Source organism: Rhizobium sp. AN6A (assembly GCF_900215635.1).
In the GTDB taxonomy this organism is placed as follows: Bacteria; Pseudomonadota; Alphaproteobacteria; order Rhizobiales; family Rhizobiaceae; genus Agrobacterium; species Agrobacterium tumefaciens.
Window position 1 is genome coordinate 348,056 of the sequence record NZ_OCNC01000004.1, and the last position, 15,629, is coordinate 363,684.

At 59.5% G+C, this 15,629-nt stretch carries 15 protein-coding genes; 6 read left to right on the forward strand and 9 right to left on the reverse strand.

Translation table 11 applies throughout. The annotated features are described in order from the left end of the window. Positions 1 to 6 precede the first annotated feature (6 nt). Complete coding sequence (locus CRO62_RS14315) at positions 7 to 1,329, reverse strand: cytochrome b (protein WP_097100663.1); 1,323 nt, start codon at positions 1,327 to 1,329, stop codon at positions 7 to 9. Positions 1,330 to 1,343: 14 nt separating this feature from the next. Continuing rightward, positions 1,344 to 1,922 carry a ubiquinol-cytochrome c reductase iron-sulfur subunit gene (gene petA / locus CRO62_RS14320; protein WP_003513514.1) on the reverse strand — a complete coding sequence of 193 codons (579 nt, stop codon included), beginning with the start codon at positions 1,920 to 1,922 and terminating at the stop codon, positions 1,344 to 1,346. A gap of 310 nt (positions 1,923 to 2,232) precedes the next feature. Here petA and CRO62_RS14330 point away from each other — a divergent pair, with 310 nt between their 5' ends. After that, a complete protein-coding gene (locus CRO62_RS14330; protein WP_097100664.1) occupies positions 2,233 to 3,165 on the forward strand; it encodes an endonuclease/exonuclease/phosphatase family protein in 933 nt (310 codons plus the stop codon). Between the two features lie 13 nt (positions 3,166 to 3,178). On the opposite strand, the gene CRO62_RS14335 is transcribed toward CRO62_RS14330, so the two are convergent. The 3 genes from CRO62_RS14335 to CRO62_RS14345 form a co-directional block, all read right to left on the reverse strand. Continuing rightward, entirely contained in the window at positions 3,179 to 5,047 is a 1,869-nt protein-coding gene (locus tag CRO62_RS14335) for an ABC transporter ATP-binding protein (protein WP_097100665.1), read from the reverse strand. Between the two features lie 337 nt (positions 5,048 to 5,384). After that, positions 5,385 to 7,235: an ABC transporter ATP-binding protein gene (locus CRO62_RS14340; RefSeq protein WP_097100666.1), complete on the reverse strand. Its 1,851-nt coding sequence runs from the start codon at positions 7,233 to 7,235 to the stop codon at positions 5,385 to 5,387. A 383-nt stretch (positions 7,236 to 7,618) separates the two neighbouring features. Further along, the gene (locus tag CRO62_RS14345; protein ID WP_097100667.1) at positions 7,619 to 8,494 is read right to left on the reverse strand and encodes a phosphodiesterase; all 876 of its coding nucleotides are present in this window, start codon (positions 8,492 to 8,494) and stop codon (positions 7,619 to 7,621) included. A gap of 225 nt (positions 8,495 to 8,719) precedes the next feature. On the opposite strand from CRO62_RS14345, the gene CRO62_RS14350 reads away from it, so the two are divergent. Continuing rightward, positions 8,720 to 9,193 carry a tRNA (cytidine(34)-2'-O)-methyltransferase gene (locus tag CRO62_RS14350; protein WP_097100668.1) on the forward strand — a complete coding sequence of 158 codons (474 nt, stop codon included), beginning with the start codon at positions 8,720 to 8,722 and terminating at the stop codon, positions 9,191 to 9,193. 172 nt (positions 9,194 to 9,365) lie between these two features. After that, positions 9,366 to 11,018, forward strand: a complete 1,653-nt coding sequence (locus CRO62_RS14355) for a Na/Pi cotransporter family protein (RefSeq protein WP_065662220.1) — start codon at positions 9,366 to 9,368, stop codon at positions 11,016 to 11,018. Positions 11,019 to 11,021: 3 nt separating this feature from the next. Here the strand turns inward: CRO62_RS14355 and CRO62_RS14360 are convergent, their stop codons facing one another. Then, positions 11,022 to 11,297 (reverse strand): hypothetical protein, encoded by a 276-nt coding sequence (locus CRO62_RS14360; protein WP_097100669.1) that lies wholly within the window; start codon positions 11,295 to 11,297, stop codon positions 11,022 to 11,024. A gap of 129 nt (positions 11,298 to 11,426) precedes the next feature. Here CRO62_RS14360 and hemF point away from each other — a divergent pair, with 129 nt between their 5' ends. The 3 genes from hemF (at position 11,427) to CRO62_RS14375 (ending at position 13,032) form a co-directional block, all read left to right on the forward strand. After that, positions 11,427 to 12,338, forward strand: a complete 912-nt coding sequence (gene hemF, locus CRO62_RS14365; protein ID WP_097100670.1) for an oxygen-dependent coproporphyrinogen oxidase — start codon at positions 11,427 to 11,429, stop codon at positions 12,336 to 12,338. Between the two features lie 122 nt (positions 12,339 to 12,460). Then, positions 12,461 to 12,727: a hypothetical protein gene (locus tag CRO62_RS14370; RefSeq protein WP_097100671.1), complete on the forward strand. Its 267-nt coding sequence runs from the start codon at positions 12,461 to 12,463 to the stop codon at positions 12,725 to 12,727. Positions 12,728 to 12,846: 119 nt separating this feature from the next. Next, entirely contained in the window at positions 12,847 to 13,032 is a 186-nt protein-coding gene (locus CRO62_RS14375; protein ID WP_097100672.1) for a DUF1059 domain-containing protein, read from the forward strand. Between the two features lie 26 nt (positions 13,033 to 13,058). Here CRO62_RS14375 and CRO62_RS14380 read toward each other — a convergent pair whose 3' ends face one another. The 3 genes from CRO62_RS14380 to CRO62_RS14390 are packed head-to-tail and all read right to left on the reverse strand — an operon-like array spanning position 13,059 to position 15,576. Continuing rightward, a complete protein-coding gene (locus CRO62_RS14380) occupies positions 13,059 to 14,315 on the reverse strand; it encodes a CCA tRNA nucleotidyltransferase (RefSeq protein ID WP_097100673.1) in 1,257 nt (418 codons plus the stop codon). Then, the gene (locus CRO62_RS14385; RefSeq protein WP_179784528.1) at positions 14,312 to 14,950 is read right to left on the reverse strand and encodes an NUDIX hydrolase; all 639 of its coding nucleotides are present in this window, start codon (positions 14,948 to 14,950) and stop codon (positions 14,312 to 14,314) included. Before CRO62_RS14385 ends, CRO62_RS14380 begins: the two co-directional genes overlap by 4 nt. Next, positions 14,947 to 15,576, reverse strand: a complete 630-nt coding sequence (locus CRO62_RS14390) for a DUF1285 domain-containing protein (protein ID WP_097100674.1) — start codon at positions 15,574 to 15,576, stop codon at positions 14,947 to 14,949. The genes CRO62_RS14385 and CRO62_RS14390 overlap by 4 nt, the downstream gene beginning before the upstream one ends. Positions 15,577 to 15,629 lie beyond the last annotated feature (53 nt).

Consider the following 15,629-nt stretch of genomic DNA (forward strand, 5'->3'; position numbering starts at 1 on the left):
TCGCGCTCAGACTTCGGCCGCCGCTGGCGCGGCAGTCTTCTTGGCGTTCTTTTCGAGAACGGCCTCGGTAATCGAATTCGGAATACGCCGCGGCGTTTCCACCAGACCGAGTACCGGCATGATGACGAGGAAGAAACCGAAGTAATAGAACGTACCAAGCTGCGAAAAGCCGACGTAGTTGCCTTTGATATCGCCTCCGAAGAGCAGGCCAAACAGGCCGCTACCTTCCGCCGGACGCGAACCCAGCCAGCCGAGCAGGATGGCGTTGACCACGAACAGCCAGAAGAACAGCTTGTACCAGGGACGATAGACGGCGGAGCGAACCTTCGACGTATCGAGCCAGGGCAGGAAGAACAGCACGATGATCGCGCCGAACATGACGAGAACGCCACCGAGCTTGGAATCGATCGGCCCGATGTTGACGGTGACGGCGCGCAGCATCGCGTAGAACGGCAAGTAATACCACTCCGGCACGATATGCGCCGGCGTCTTCAGCGGATCCGCCATGATGTAGTTATCAGGGTGGCCGAGGAAGTTCGGCATGTAGAAGACGAACCACGCATAAGCGATGAGGAACACCGAAACGCCGAGTGCATCTTTCAGCGTCGCATAGGGCGTGAAGGGCACCGTGTCGGTCTTGCTCTTCACTTCCACGCCGGTCGGGTTGGTCTGACCGGTAACATGCAGCGCCCAGATGTGCAGGATGACGACACCAGCGATCATGAAGGGCAGCAGGTAATGGAGCGCGAAGAAGCGGTTGAGCGTCGGATTGTCCACCGCAAAGCCGCCGAGCAGGAACTGCTGGATCCACTCACCTATGCCCGGGAAAGCCGTGAAGAAGCCGGTGATAACAGTTGCACCCCAGAAGGACATCTGACCCCAGGGCAGAACGTAGCCCATGAAGCCCGTCGCCATCATCAGGAGATAGATCACACAGCCGAGAATCCAGAGGATTTCGCGCGGCGCCTTGTAGGAGCCGTAATAGAGGCCGCGGGCGATGTGCAGGTAAACCGCGATGAAGAAGAACGACGCACCGTTGGCGTGCATGTAGCGCAGCAGCCAGCCGTGGTTGACGTCACGCATGATCTTTTCGACGGAATTGAAGGCGACCGTCGTTTCAGCGGCGTAATGCATGGCAAGCACGACGCCGGTAAGGATCTGCACGATCAGCATCACAGCCAGCATCGCGCCGAATGTGTAGGCGTAGTTCAGGTTACGCGGGACAGGATAGGCAACGAAGCTGTCATAGATCATGCGCGGCAAGGGAAGCCGCGAATCGATCCACCTCTCGATGCCGCTGGACGGCTGATAACTGGAATGACCACTCATAAATATCTGTCCCCTTATCCGATCTTGATCACGGTATCGGATGTGAATGCAAATGTCGGGATGGCGAGGTTCTGCGGCGCCGGACCCTTACGTATGCGGCCCGCCGTATCGTAATGCGAGCCATGGCAGGGACAGAACCAACCGCCGAAATCGCCGGCCTGGCCGAGCGGAACGCAACCGAGATGGGTGCAGGAACCGATCATGACGATCCAGTTTTCCTTGCCCTGACCGGCGGAACGGTCAATGTCCGTCGCCTGCGCGTCGGGGGCAATGTTGGCGTTGCGCGCCACCGGATCCTTGAGATCGGCAAGAGCGACAGCATTGGCTTCGCCGATTTCCTTTTCCGTGCGGTTACGGATGAAAATCGGCTTGCCGCGCCACTTCACGGTCAGCGACATGCCCGGCTCGACCGCCGCGACATTCACCTCGATGGAGGCAAGCGCCAGCGTCGATGCGTCTGGACGCATCTGGTCGATAAAGGGCCATGCCACTGCGGCGGCACCAACGGCGCCCGTCATTCCGGTTACTAGATAAAGAAAATCGCGACGGGTCGGTTCACCCGAGGCGTCGTGATTGGTTACGTGCTCGCTCACCGCTACACCATCCTCTGCGCTGTTTTTGCCGTAAATCGCATGAGTCCTCCCGCTATGATTTGATCCAAGACAATCTCCGTCCCACCGTCTCGGTCATCCTCGCGGCGTTTGAGAAACCGCGTCATTCTGTTTGATCGCAAAATATTGACTGACTTGGCAAGAGCAAAGCACACAAAGCTGCCGTAATTCTGCCAGAAGGGGCGGATTTGTTTCTGTTTTTTTCCTAAGCCCCGGCAAGCGGGCAACATTGTGCCCACCCTTGCGGCATGTTACGAGACATCAAGGGAGAGCTTGGAAAGCAGGGATTCGGATGACGGCGAAGCTCTCGTGCATGGTCTCCACGGTCGTGGCTGCCGTACTTTTCATCGCCAGCCTGCGTTATGTGACGGATTTCTGGCTTTTAGCCTTCGTCACCAGTTTCCAGCTTCACATCGCCTTCGTCTGCATCCTGCTGTCATGCCTGGTATTTTGGCTGACGCGTGACGCGATTTCCGCTTTCCTCATCATCTGGTCGCTTGCACTCGCCATCCACGCCGTCGCCATGCTCATGGAATTCTCGACAACCGCCAATGCGGCACCTGGCGCTAGACCCTTCCGGCTACTGTCCTTCAACGTATTGATGGATAACGCCGCCAATGCGGATGCGATTGCCGATAGGATTCTCGAATCAGACGCGGATGCGGTCTATCTGTTCGAGGCGGCTGCGCTGGAATCGGTTTTACCGCGTCTACAGCAAACCTACCCCCACAGGCTCGGCTGTTATGCGGGAACGCCGACCTGTGATCTTTTGATCCTGTCGAAGCGGCCGCTGCTGGAGGGCCGTTTCCATAGCCTCAGCGATCTGCGCCGCGACCGTTTCGCCATCGCCAGCATCAATTTCGACGGCACGGAGCTGACGCTCGCCGCAGGTCACATCACCAAACCCTATTTCGACGATTATCACCGGGACGAGCTGGACGAAGTCAGCGAAATTCTCTTTCGCGTCACCGGGCCGCTCATTCTGGCCGGAGATTTCAATTCGGCCAGCATCGCTCCCGACATGCGCGACTTCCTCGCCGCCAACGACCTGAAAAAAGCGGCATGGGAACCCGCTACGTGGCCGACGAAGGCAGGTCGCTTCGGCATCGCGATTGACCATATCTTCGCCCGCGAACCGGCCACGCTCTTGAAAACCACCCGTCTGCCCGACAGCCTCGGTTCCAATCATTTCGGACTGATGGCGGATTTCATGATCGGGAAATAGCTGTCGACAGGCCCTATTGGGCCGCCTCGTCCACAGCAAGGAAGCCGCCCGACTGTCGCGCCCAGAGTTCCGAATAAAGTCTGCCCTGCGAGACGAGATCTGAATGGCTGCCCTGCTCGACGATACGGCCCTGATCCATGACGATCAGCCGGTCGAGAGCAGCAATCGTTGAAAGACGGTGGGCGATGGCCAGCACTGTCTTGCCCTGCATCAACTCATCCAGATTGCTCTGGATCGCCGCTTCTACTTCCGAATCAAGCGCAGACGTCGCCTCGTCGAGGACGAGGATCGGCGCATCCTTCAGCATCACGCGGGCAATGGCGATGCGCTGGCGCTGGCCGCCCGACAATTTCACGCCGCGTTCGCCGACATGCGCGTCGAAACCCGTGCGGCCGCGCTGGTCTTCCAGCCGTGCAATGAACTCATCCGCCTTGGCCCGGCGCGTCGCCTCCAGCAATTGCGCTTCGGTGGCATCCGTGCGCCCGAACATGATGTTGTCTCTGATAGAACGGTGCAGCAGCGACGTATCCTGCGTGACCATGCCGATATGGGCGCGAAGTGATTCCTGGGTGACCTTGGCGATATCCTGCCCATCAATAAGGATTCGGCCTTTCTCGACATCGTAAAACCGCAGCAGCAGATTGACGAGGGTGGATTTGCCCGCGCCAGAGCGTCCGACGATGCCGACCTTCTCCCCCGCCTTGATATCGAGATTAAGATTGTCGATGACCCCGTTCGCCCGTCCATAATGGAAGCTGACGTTTTCGAAGCGGATACCTGGACTTTTCACGTCCAGCACCGTCGCATCCGGCGCGTCCACGAGGCCGATCGGCTGCGAAATCAGCTCCGCCGCATTCTGCACCGTGCCGAAATTGCGCATGATGCCGTTGAACTGCGTCATCAATCGCCCGAGCAGGAAGTTGAGGCGCAGAACCAGTGCCAGCGTGAAGGCGACAGCGCCGGAACTGATCTTGCCGGACAGCCAAAGGTCAATGCACAGCGCCGCCATCGACGTGATCATCACACCCGACAGCAGCGCCATCGAGGCGCGCACACCGGTGATGAACCGCGTGAACGTCATCGTGGCGTTCTGGAAGATATCGAATCCTTGCCGCATGTAGCGGTCATTGGCATCGTCGCGCCCGAACAGCCTGAGCGTCTGGATATTGCTGTATGCATCCACCATCCGGCCGGAAAGCATGGAGGCTGCCTCTGCAGTTTCTTTCGAATGGGAGCGGATGCGCGGCACGAAATAACGCGCGAGCAGCGAGAAGATCAGCACCCAGACGAGGACGACGACGGCAAGCCGCCAGTCCAGCCCGCCGATCAGCAACAGCATCGAGACGGAGTAGATGCCCACAAACCAGACGCTTTCCATCAGCGAGGTGACAAGATCGCCCGCCGCCTGCCCGCCCGACCAGACCTTGGTGACGATGCGGCCGGAAAAATCATTCTGGAAAAAGGTCAGCGATTGCCGCGCCACATGCATATAGGATTGCCAGCGCACCAGATTGTAAAAGCCGGGCGTGATGATCTGTTGGTCCACCAGCGCGGTCACCATGGTGACGATAAAACGCACGATGCCGATTAACACCAGCATGCCGACGAGTTCGCCGCCATGGGCTGCCAGCAGTCCAGCCCAGCCCTCTTCCGGCTTGACGGTCGAGAGAATGTCGACCAGCCGCCCGACGAACCAGAAAAGCGCAGCCTCAATGGCAGCCGTCAACCCGCCCAGCACCAGCATGGCAAGAAACGGCGCCTTGGCCTGCGAGATATAGAACCAGATGAAACCGGACGTGTTTTCCGGCGGCCGCAAATCGTCCTTGCGGGCGAAGGGCTTTATCCAGTTCTCGAAAAACTCGAAGATGCGGGTAATGACCATGATCCGGATATAGGCGGATTCCCGGAGCGGGAACAGCCGCAGAGCGTTCGGGAAGAGATTATATTTCGGTAACGTTCGGGAAATGAAAAAGGGCGAAGAATGTTCCGCCGGGCTCTGGATAGACCCGCCTGGATTTTGCGCACTCGCAGCATCCTCAGTCCGTCACCCCGGACTAGATCCGGGGTCGAGCGCAATCAAGTCTTTGATCGCGGGATACTCCTTTCACGGCGCAGACGCGCCGTGGCTGAATACCGGCTCAACGCCGACATGACGGAGGGAGAACGCGAACCGCAAACGAAAGGGCGGGAAACAATGCTTCCCGCCCCTCGAGCTTTCCTTATTCGGCAGCCACTTCCGCCTCGTGATCGGCTATGAAGCCGCCGGACTGGCGCCGCCATAGATCGGCATAGATACCGCCCATCGCCGCCAGTTCCGCATGGCTGCCCGATTCCACGATCTGGCCCTTGTCGAGGATGATGAGCCGGTCCATTTCGGTCAGCGTCGACAGGCGGTGGGCGATCGCGATCACCGTTTTGCCTTCCATCAGCGAGAACAGGTTTTCTTGGATCGCCGCCTCTACTTCACTGTCGAGCGCCGATGTCGCCTCATCAAGTACCAGGATCGGCGCGTTCTTGAGGAACACGCGCGCGATCGCAATACGCTGGCGCTGGCCACCGGACAGTTTCACGCCGCGTTCGCCCACCTGGGCATCAAGGCCCTGGCGGCCATGCATATCCACAAGCGTTTCCACAAAGTCCCAGGCATTCGCCCGCTTTGCCGCCGCAATCACCTGCTCGTCGGTGGCCTCGGGATGGCCATAGGCGATGTTGTCGCGGATCGAACGGTGCAGCAGCGAGGTATCCTGCGTCACGACACCGATCAGCTCGCGCAGGCTGTCCTGCGACACCTTGGAGATGTCCTGCCCGTCGATTGTGATCCTGCCCGCTTCCAGATCGTAGAAACGCAGAAGCAGGTTCATCAGCGTCGTCTTGCCCGCACCGGAACGCCCGACCAGTCCGACCTTCTCGCCCGGCTTGATATCCAGCGTCAGCCCGTCAATCACGCCCTTGGTCTTGCCGTAGTGGAAGCGTACATTGTCATAGCGGATCGCGCCCTGCGGTGCCGCAAGCTGAGGTGCCTTCGGAGCATCGACGATATCGTGCGGCTTCGTCATCATCGACATGCCGTCATAGACGGTGCCGATGTTTTCAAACAGCGAGGTGACTTCCCACATGATCCATTGCGACATGCCGTTGACGCGCATGGCAAGGCTTATGGCAATGGCAACCGAACCGGCCGTGACCGAACCCTGCATCCAGAAGTAAAGACCGAGCGAGGCCGTGGAAAACAGCACGACCGCATTGTTGAGGTCGATCAGGATGTTGAAGCCGGAAATCTTGCGCATCTGGCGGTGAACGGTTCCGAGAAACACGTTCATGCCCTCACGCGCATATCTTTCCTCGCGGCCCGCATGCGAAAACAGCTTGATCGTCGAGATGTTTGTATAGCTGTCGACGATACGCCCCGTCATCATCGAGCGCGCATCTGCCTGCTCCTGTGCGAGCCGGCCGAGTTTCGGCACGAAATAGGTGAGGATGCCCATATAGATGCCGAGCCACACCAGCAGCGGAATGACCAGCCGCCAGTCTGCGGCCGCAACCATGAACAGCATCGAGACGACGAAGCTGATCGCGTAGACGAACACGTCGATCACCTTCAGCGCCACTTCGCGGATCGCCAGCGCCGTCTGCATCACCTTGGTCGAAACCCGGCCTGCAAATTCGTTGGCGAAAAAGTTCATGGAGTGGCGCAGCAGGAAACGATGCATCTTCCAGCGCGCGATCATGCCGAAATTGCCAGCAAGCGTCTGGTGCATCGTCATGGTGTGGATCGCGCCCATCAAAGGCAGCACGATAAGCACCAGTCCGGCCATGACCATCAGATGCCAGCCTTCATCGGCAAAGAACGTCTCGCGATTGGCCGTGGAAAGCCAGTCAACGATGCTGCCGAGGAATTTGTAGAGCATGGCTTCCGCAACGGCGATGCCCATGGACATCAGGCCGAGCAGCAGGAGCCACGGCCATGCGGGCTGCACATAATGCCACACGAACGGCAAAAGCTTCTTCGGCGGCACAGACGGCGCCGAAGAGGGAAAAGGATCAAGGCGTTTTTCAAACCAGCCAAACATAGGCCAAGCTCCGGCAAGCAATCGCCCCATCGTGAAACGTGAGCAAACGCAAATATGGCTCACGACGGAACAGAAAAGTATTGGATATGGCCGCAACAGCCACATGACGAATCAAACTATGGGAAACGCGGTCGAACCGCGGGGGTAACACCTAGGCCAGCAGCAGCACTACTGGGGCCGGGAGGCGAATACGAATGTCATTTTGCATCAGAACCTCCCTAGCTGGTGTTGAAGATGTCGCCTTGTAGCGCAAAAATTAATCGTTGACCAGCCGCAAAGATGCCGAACGCGTCAGAAAAGCTCTCGATTGCGACCAATTCTGCCGAAAGGGCGGAGATAACCCGCAAAGGTCTCCGCCCGTCGTAAGGCCTTGGATGCGCAGCTTACTCGGCGGCATCCTGCGCCTGTCCGCTCTCATAATCGTCAATCAACGCGGCCATGCCGTCCTGCGTATGGCGCTTGAGTTCCCGGCGATCGCTGGGCCGGGGCACGAAAGTGACGCTCAGGCCCGTGTCACGCACCGTGCCGATGGTAAAGGACGCACCGGACAGCATGCGCACGCCCTCGTGCAGCCACAGCGGATCGGTGGCGAAATGCTGGCCGATACCGACTACCACGGGAATGCCCTGCCAGTGCGACATGCGGTCATAATGAATGTGGCCCGCCAGAATGCCGATAACATCGTATTCGAACAGCACCTCGTCCAGCGCCTCGGTATCGGCGAAGGAGAGGGATTCCCATTCGGCCTCGGGGCGATCGAAATCGAGCGCCGGCGCGTGGTGCATCACCAGAAGCTTCGGCAGTTCGGGGTGGTTTTCGATTTCTTGCGCGAGCCATTCGATCTGCCCGGGTTCGAAAGCACCGCCAACCTTGCCGGGAACGCTGGTATCAAGAACGATGACATGGATGTCGGCAATCACCAGGGCATAGTCATAGGGCTCGTCCATATTCTCATGGCGGCCGAGCATCACCGGATAAAAGCCATCGCGGCGATCATGATTGCCGAGCGCGAAAAGAACGGGCACGTCAATCGCAGCTTCATCCAGCAGGCGCTTGAGTTCCTCATAGCTGCCGGCATCGCCCCTGTTGGTCAGATCGCCACTCACAACTATGAATTCGGGCTGTGGCACAAGCGCCTTGATCTGCGCCAGAGTATCGGCCAGCGTGGCCGAGGTGTCGGAATAAAGATCATCGTCCTGCACCTGCGGATTGCCCACATGCAGATCGGTCAAATGGAGGAAATTAACCCGTTCGGACATGATATCTTCCTGTCTTTGCTGCGCGGAATCCGGATCGAAACAACGCCGATCCGACGCAACCGGATGTGCCGGATCGGCCTGACGACACGTTGGTCAATGGGTAGCCCGACTGTGTGTCACGCGAATGAATACGTCACTCTTCGAAACGGTCTTCTCGGGCTGCATCTGTCACAAGCCCGCCGCCCGTGATAAGCGATCCGGCATTCCAAACGCGACGAGAAGACCATGAGCGATATCAGACCCCAAATCAGGATTGCCCTCTACCAGCCGGATATTCCCGGCAATACCGGCACGATCCTGCGGCTGGCGGCCTGTCTCGGCCTCGGCGTCGATATCATCGAGCCGGCCGGTTTCGATATTTCCGACCGCAACCTGAAGCGGGCAGGCATGGATTACATCGCAGCGGCGGCGCTGACGCGCCACGTCAGCTGGGACCGGTTTGAGGAGTGGCGCGCAACCACCGGCCGCCGCCTCGTTCTCGCCTCCACCAAGGCCGCCCTGCCCTATACGAAAATCGCCTACCGGACTGACGATATCCTGCTGTTCGGCCGTGAAAGTGCTGGTGTGCCGGACCACGTGCATGAGAAGGCGCAGGAGCGAATCATCATCCCGATGGTCGAGGGGCAGCGCTCCATCAACGTCGCAATGTCGGCGGCGATGATCGCCGGCGAGGCTTTGCGCCAGACCGCATGGTCGTAAGCGCCTTTTTTAACGCCATTTTTTCGTGCAAATACAAAAATTGACCACTTTTGCTTCAAAACTGTCGCAACCCGGTCTGTACCTAAGGCGTTCAGGCTCCTATACTTATTAGCCGGACAACAAAAATCGCCCTCGCCGGAGCCATCCGCCGGCGGGTGTGAGGAGACGTCGCATGCAATCCACCATTGTCATCGTCAACCTTCTCGGCGCAGTCGCGCTGCTGCTCTTTGGTCTTGCCCAGGTCAAGGACGGGGTTACCCGTGCCTTCGGCATGAAACTGCGAAGTGTATTGGCGACGGGCACCCAGAGCGGCCCGCGTTCCTTCTTTTCCGGCTTTTTCGCCACTGTCGCGCTGCAAAGCTCGACGGCAACCGCGCTTACCGTCGCCTCCTTCGCAGAACGCGATCTCATCAAGCCGCGCATGGCGCAGGTCGTGCTGCTCGGCGCCAATGTCGGCACCGCCGTCACCGCCTGGATTGTCGCGGCCGGTGTGGAGTGGCTGTCGCCGCTGCTGATCCTTTCCGGTATCGTGCTCAAAAAGGGTAGCTCCAACGCCCGACAAGGTGGCGGAACCGCGGTCATCGGCATCGGCCTGATGCTTCTGTCGCTGCATCTGTTGAGCGGCGCGACCGAACCGATGCGTGCGTCGCCAGCCCTTGGCGTCTTCATCGGCCTGCTTGATGGCGCATGGCCCGTCGCGTTGATCTTCTCCGCCGTGCTGGCCTTCGTCTCCTCCTCCAGCCTCGCGGTCGTGGTGCTTATCCTGTCGCTTGCTGCTACCGGCACGCTGTCCGCCGGTCTCATCATCGTTCTCATTCTCGGTGCCAATCTCGGCGGCGCCATTCCGCCGGTCATCGCCACGCTCTCCGGCCCGGCCTCGGCGAGGCGCATCACCATCGGCAACCTTGTGGTGCGCACCATCGGCTGCCTCATCGCCATGCCGCTCGCATCCTATGGCGCAACGCTTTTGCAGCAATTGCCGCTTTCGCCGGCCAAATTGCCTGTTGATGCGCATCTCATCTTCAATGTCATTCTGGCAGCGGTTGCCTGGCCGTTCTCAGCCCTCATATCCGACCTGATGGCAAAGCTGGTGCCGGGCGATCCGAAAGCCGAAGATGGCCCGAATTTCCTCGATCAGCAGGCGCTGGATACGCCTGTTGTGGCGCTCGCCAATGCCACGCGTGAGGTTTTGAGCGTCGGCGATGCTATCGAGCGCATGCTGATCCGCGCCGAAAACGCATTCAAGCATAATGATCTGGCACCCCTTCAGGAAGTGTCCCTGCTCGAGAAGAAGGTCGATCGCCGTCAGCAGGAGGTGAAGGTCTATCTTTCCCAACTGGGGCGCAAAGGGCTTGCAGACGACGAAGCGCGCCGTTCGATCGCCATCATCGACTACGCGATCAATCTCGAACATATCGGCGACATCATCGAAAAAGGCATTTGCGAGCAGATCCGCAAGAAGGTGCTGAACAGCTTCAAATTTTCCGACGACGGTTATGAGGAGCTGAAGACGCTGTTCGATATGACAATCGAAAATCTGCGGGCCGCCCAGAGCATTCTGGTGACCGGCGATTTCGATCTCGCCCGCCGGCTGATGGAAAGCAAGGTGGATATACGCCGCCTCGAAAAACAGTCGTCCAACCGCCATCTGGAGCGGCTGCGCGATGGGCTGACGGAAAGCATGCAGACGAGTTCACTGCATCTCGACATGCTGCGCGACCTGAAGCGCATAAACGCCCATATCGTGTCTGTGGCCCATCCCATTCTGGATGAAAGCGGCGTGCTGATCGAAAGCCGCCTGCGTTACGCCGAACCCCGCGCTTAAAGCTTAGTCTGCCGAAGGAAGCCGCCGCATGGTGAATTCGATGCGGTCGCCTTCCAGCTGCCGCCAGCTTTCCACTTCGGTCCAATAGGCGGCTTTCGGAAAGCTGTCGAACCACTCGCGCGCCTTGGCACGGGCTTCTTCACGCTCGAGACAAAAGGTCTGCCGCACGAACATGCCGTTGCGCATCGGGTCGCCGCCGTCACTTTCACGCGCCTTGCGGTGATTGGCGATCCTGCGCTTCAGCCCGTCCAGGGGCGGCGGTCCGGCAAATTTCGTCATGATATTCACCTCTGGCACCTACATCGCTAAAGATAGTGCCCGCATGTGAACTTGGCGAGTCGAATTTGTGCGCAAGGCCAGCACCTGCTAGATGCGACAGGGAATCGACTTCACCAAAGGAGAACATGCATGGAACGGCCATCTTTGCCGAAGGGCTTGCCCGAGGACATAGAAGACAAGAAGGCCGCCGCCCAGGCCTGGTTCCAGCATCTGCGCGACACCATCGTTGCCTCCTTCGAAACCCTTGAAGACGAGCTGAGCGGCCCGCTCGCCGATCAGGAACCGGGACGCTTCGTGCAGAAGGACTGGCTGCGCGACAATGGCGAGGGCGGCGGCGGTAAGATGTCTATGATGGAGGGCCGCGTCTTCGAAAAGGTCGGCGTCCACACCTCCACCGTCTATGGTGAGTTTTCGCCGGAATTCCGCCAGCAGATACCGGGCGCGGAAGAAGACCCCAGTTTCTGGGCCTCCGGCATTTCGCTGATCGCCCATCCGGTCAATCCCAATGTGCCGGCTGTTCATATGAACACCCGCATGGTCGTCACCACCAGCCACTGGTTCGGCGGCGGCGCGGACCTGACGCCCGTGCTTGGACGCCGGCGGACGGAACAGGACCCGGACACCCAGCTTTTCCACCGCGGCTTCGAGATCACCTGTAACCGCCATCCCGTGGCCGACTATCCGCGCTACAAGTCGTGGTGCGACGAGTACTTCTTCCTCAAGCACCGCAACGAACCGCGCGGCACCGGCGGCATCTTTTTCGACTGGCTGCACCCGGAAGAGGAAAAGGGCGGCTGGGACGCCAATTTCGCCTTCGTGCAGGATGTCGGCCGCGCCTTCAACCTGGTCTACCCAAAAATCGTGCGGTCCAATTTCAACCAGCCCTGGACCGAAGAGGACCGCGACGAGCAGCTCATTCGCCGTGGCCGCTATGTGGAATTCAACCTGCTTTACGACCGCGGCACGATCTTCGGTCTCAAGACCGGCGGCAATGTCGAATCGATTCTGTCTTCCCTGCCGCCCGTGGTCCGCTGGCCCTGAAATACTCACGTAAATTTGACGCCCGTCAGGAATTTGGGCGCAAATCGCGCAAATTAGGACTTATGGAAAAATAAAGGCAATGATAATCTCCTGCGTGCAGACGTACTGGAGGAGCTATCGTCATGATTACTTCGAACAGCATGCCTATTTCCGCTTCCGCTGAGGGAGCCTCGCATTCCATTGATACCCCTGATTTGATCGACCGCCTGGCAGCGGAAATGCGTGCCACCGGCGATCGCGAACTGCCGCATTCCTTTTATGTCGAACAGGTAAAACGCACGCTTGCCGGAAAAACGGTGACGCGGGCCGACAATGACGAAATGCCTCGTACAAAAATCCCGGCAGCCGGCACATCCTCTGTTTTCCAGTGCTGGGCGATGCCCGAATAGGGCCTGAACAGGGTCAGCGGACGCCGCCCTGGAACATTAGCGGCGACCGTTCGTTTCTTGTCAGAGGGACAGCAGGCATTTGCAGGCTGTCCCTCTGTCTAAAACAGGGAGGCAAGACCATGAGACTGTTTGAATGTGGAACGCTCGTGCCAGGCTGTGCCTGGCACACCCGCGCGGATGACGACGCGGAAGTTGTGCGCCGCGCCGTGGAACATATGCGATCGGCCCACGGCGAAACCATCATCCGCGAAAACATGATCGAAAACATCAAATCCCGCATCCGCGACGAGGCAAATGCGGCCTGAGCCGCAACGCCTCCGCCGCTGCGATCTCAATTCTCCAGCATATCCTTCAGCCGGGCGGTCAGCGCTGCCCGGTCTAGCGAGAAATTGACGTCGATCCACTTTTCTTCGAGGCTTTTCAGCACCTCGCCTACCTTCGGACCGGACTCCACGCCCGCGGCCATCACATCAGCGCCGCTCAGCGGAAAGCCGGGCTTGTGGAACTTGTTCGCTCTCGTCAGTAGCGTCGAAAGCCGCGCGACTTTCTGCATCGCCGCCTCACCGCCCGTAAGGTCGGCGCGGGCCGAGGCAAGCGCCAGTTTCAGCCGCGTCTTCACACCGTCAACGCCCTGCCGGTAAAGCAGCCGGTCGAGCGCCGTCTCTTTCATCTCCGGATCGACTACCGGCGCAGAAGCCCAGTGGGCAAGATATGCAGCTTCAGCCTTCGACAGCCGCAGCCGCGCAGCAAGCGCCGTTAGCCTCTCCCTGTCGGGCGGCACTATGGCAGCGAGCCGCAGCATCGGGTCAACTGTCCAGCCAAGCGCCTGTTCGGTTGCCACCAGCCCGTGAATGGCGTCGATACCCCATTTTTCCGTTTCGGGAAGAATTTCCGCCAACACGCCGGATTGCCGCATCCACAGCAAGGCGCGGGAGGGATCGCGTGCGGAAAGCAGCTTTTTCAGCTCGCTCCACACCCGCTCGGCCGAAAGCGTCCCAAGCTTGTCCTTGGCGCGCGCACTGGCGCGCAAGCCATCGGCATCGGGACGACCGGAACCATAATGGGCAAAAAAACGGAAGAACCGAAGGATCCGAAGATAATCTTCCGAAATCCGCATCGCGGCATCGCCGATGAAGCGCACCGTGCCGGTTTCAATGTCGGGAAGGCCATCGATGAGGTCGATGATCTCCCCCTTCTCGTCGGCGTAAAGCGCGTTGATGGTGAGATCGCGACGCTCGGCATCGGTCTGCCAGTCAGTGCCGAAGGCAACCTGCGCATGGCGGCCATTTGTCTCGACATCGCGGCGCAGCGTCGTCACCTCAAAACCCTCGCCGTCGATCACCAGCGTCACCGTACCGTGTTCTATGCCGGTCGGTACCGCCTTGATGCCCGCCGCCTTGGCGCGCTCAACCACCACATCGGGGGTAAGCGTCGTCGCCAGGTCGACATCGACGACCGGTTGTTCCATCAGCGCATTGCGAACGGCGCCGCCGACGATCCGCACCTCGCCGCCATCGGCGTTCAACAGCGCGAAGATGCGCTTCAGCGCCGGCTTTTCGAACCAGTCCCGCCCGGCAAGGCTGCTCATGAATAAAACCTCTCGTAAATCGTCCGCACGATGCCCGCCGTAATGCCCCAAATGTAGCGCTCGCCATAGGGCATTTCGTAGAAAAACCGCTCCTTCCCCTGAAAGATGCGGCTGCCGCGCCCGTGATTGGCCGGGTCCATCAAAAAGGACAGCGGCACCTCGAAAACCTCATCCACTTCCGTGGGATTGAGCGTCAGGTCAAAGCCGCGACGAACGACCGACAGCACCGGCTTGATGCGAAAACCGGTACCGGAAATATAATCCGGCAGACGCCCGACCGTTTCCACGAAAGATCGCGAGAGGCCGATCTCCTCTTCCGTCTCGCGCAGGGCCGCCTCTTCCGGCGTGCGGTCCCCGGCATCGATGCCGCCACCCGGAAAGGAAATCTGTCCGGAATGTTTGCGCAGGGTTGCTGTCCGCTGGGTGAAGACCACCCGCGCTTCGTTGCCGTCGTCGATGACAGGCACCAGCACGGCGGCGTCCTTCAGCCTTATGCCGTTTCCCGAAAGCACCACGCCCGGATTGAGCAGATGATCGCCATTCTCGCGTTCCGCCACGCCCTCGCCTTCCTCCAGCACCCGGCGGCGGAAATCGGCGGCGGTAAAAGTTTCAAGGCGCGTCGTCGTCATCGTCATTGCGAAAGCCGTTCCAGTTCATTGGCGGGCATCACGGGAAAGACCACCCCGCCCGAGCGCACGGCAAACATCTCGACGCCGTCCACGTCAATCACCTCGCCGAGTGCCACGAGATCATACATCACCGCCCGCGAGACGAGCGCCTCCAGCCTGCCACGCACCAGAATATAGGGCTTCAATTCGCGGTTTTCTCCGAAAATCGTAAAGCGTAGCGGATGCTCCGGCCCGGCCTCCACCACATCGCCGACATTGGTGCGGAAGGTCAAAAGCGGTCCGCCATCCTTCTCGCCCGCCGTCACCTTCATCTCGACGGCCACGAAAGGCGCATCCACCACGCGGATGCCGACTTTTTCCACAGGAGTTACAAGATAGGTCTTGCCGTCGTTGTCCTTGCGCAGGACCGTGGAAAACAGCCGCACCAGCGGCGCCCGGCCAATGGGCGTACCCATATAGAACCAGGTGCCGTCTGCGCGGATTTCCATGTCGAGATCGCCGCAAAAGGGGGGATTCCAGCGGTCCACCGGGGCAGGTCCACGTTTGGCGTCGCCGGTCTGCTCGGCGGCGCGGGAAATCATCGCCGCCAGCCCTGCTGCATCGCTTGCCGAATTTATCGTCTCCGCTGCCATATTCGAGTCTCGCTTTGCCGATAAGGAAATACTAAGTCACGACATAGTCATTC

Excerpts from the sequence above, each read along its gene's own strand:
- CRO62_RS14315 (WP_097100663.1), bottom strand. The coding sequence starts at position 1,329 with ATGAGTGGTCATTCCAGTTATCAGCCGTCCAGCGGCATCGAGAGGTGG.
- CRO62_RS14330 (WP_097100664.1), top strand. The coding sequence starts at position 2,233 with ATGACGGCGAAGCTCTCGTGCATGGTCTCCACGGTCGTGGCTGCCGTA.
- CRO62_RS14335 (WP_097100665.1), bottom strand. The coding sequence starts at position 5,047 with ATGGTCATTACCCGCATCTTCGAGTTTTTCGAGAACTGGATAAAGCCC.
- CRO62_RS14340 (WP_097100666.1), bottom strand. The coding sequence starts at position 7,235 with ATGTTTGGCTGGTTTGAAAAACGCCTTGATCCTTTTCCCTCTTCGGCG.
- CRO62_RS14345 (WP_097100667.1), bottom strand. The coding sequence starts at position 8,494 with ATGTCCGAACGGGTTAATTTCCTCCATTTGACCGATCTGCATGTGGGC.
- CRO62_RS14350 (WP_097100668.1), top strand. The coding sequence starts at position 8,720 with ATGAGCGATATCAGACCCCAAATCAGGATTGCCCTCTACCAGCCGGAT.
- CRO62_RS14355 (WP_065662220.1), top strand. The coding sequence starts at position 9,366 with ATGCAATCCACCATTGTCATCGTCAACCTTCTCGGCGCAGTCGCGCTG.
- CRO62_RS14360 (WP_097100669.1), bottom strand. The coding sequence starts at position 11,297 with ATGACGAAATTTGCCGGACCGCCGCCCCTGGACGGGCTGAAGCGCAGG.
- hemF (WP_097100670.1), top strand. The coding sequence starts at position 11,427 with ATGGAACGGCCATCTTTGCCGAAGGGCTTGCCCGAGGACATAGAAGAC.
- CRO62_RS14370 (WP_097100671.1), top strand. The coding sequence starts at position 12,461 with ATGATTACTTCGAACAGCATGCCTATTTCCGCTTCCGCTGAGGGAGCC.
- CRO62_RS14375 (WP_097100672.1), top strand. The coding sequence starts at position 12,847 with ATGAGACTGTTTGAATGTGGAACGCTCGTGCCAGGCTGTGCCTGGCAC.
- CRO62_RS14380 (WP_097100673.1), bottom strand. The coding sequence starts at position 14,315 with ATGAGCAGCCTTGCCGGGCGGGACTGGTTCGAAAAGCCGGCGCTGAAG.
- CRO62_RS14385 (WP_179784528.1), bottom strand. The coding sequence starts at position 14,950 with ATGACGATGACGACGACGCGCCTTGAAACTTTTACCGCCGCCGATTTC.
- CRO62_RS14390 (WP_097100674.1), bottom strand. The coding sequence starts at position 15,576 with ATGGCAGCGGAGACGATAAATTCGGCAAGCGATGCAGCAGGGCTGGCG.